At 67.7% G+C, this 567-nt stretch carries 1 protein-coding gene; it reads left to right on the top strand.

Going from position 1 to position 567, the window contains the following annotated elements:
- Positions 1-567, top strand: a 567-nt coding sequence (locus tag RKE40_RS29700) for a TRAP transporter large permease subunit (protein ID WP_316021746.1), incomplete at both ends; no start/stop codon positions are given.

Raw genomic sequence — 567 nt, 5'->3', positions numbered from 1 at the left:
CTGCTCGGCTATCCCGTCGCCTTCGCGCTCGCCGCCAACGGCCTGCTCTTCGCCCTGGTCGGCATCGAGCTCGGCATGTTCCAGGAGAACTTCCTGCAGGCCCTGCCGGAGCGCATCTACGGCACGATGAACAACGACGTGCTGCTCGCCATCCCCTTCTTCACCTTCATGGGGCTGGTGCTGGAGCGATCGGGCATGGCCGAGGACCTGCTCGACACCATCGGCCAGCTCTTCGGGCCGATCCGCGGCGGCCTCGCCTATGCGGTGATCTTCGTCGGCGCCCTGCTCGCCGCCACCACCGGCGTCGTCGCCGCCTCGGTGATCTCGATGGGCCTGATCTCGCTGCCGATCATGCTGCGCTACGGCTATGACCGGCGCCTCGCCACCGGCGTCATCGCGGCGTCGGGCACGCTCGCCCAGATCATCCCGCCCTCGCTCGTGCTGATCGTGCTCGCCGACCAGCTCGGCCGCTCGGTCGGCGACATGTACGAGGGTGCCTTCATCCCGGGCCTCGTGCTGTCGGCGATGTATGCCGGCTACGTCTTCCTGATCACCATCGTCTATCCG

Origin of the sequence: Allobosea rubneri, from assembly GCF_032464875.1 — a bacterium.
GTDB classification, from domain to species: Bacteria; Pseudomonadota; Alphaproteobacteria; order Rhizobiales; family Beijerinckiaceae; genus Allobosea; species Allobosea rubneri.
The sequence above is the reverse complement of the archived record's forward strand: the minus strand, read 5'-3'. Positions and strand labels throughout refer to the sequence as shown.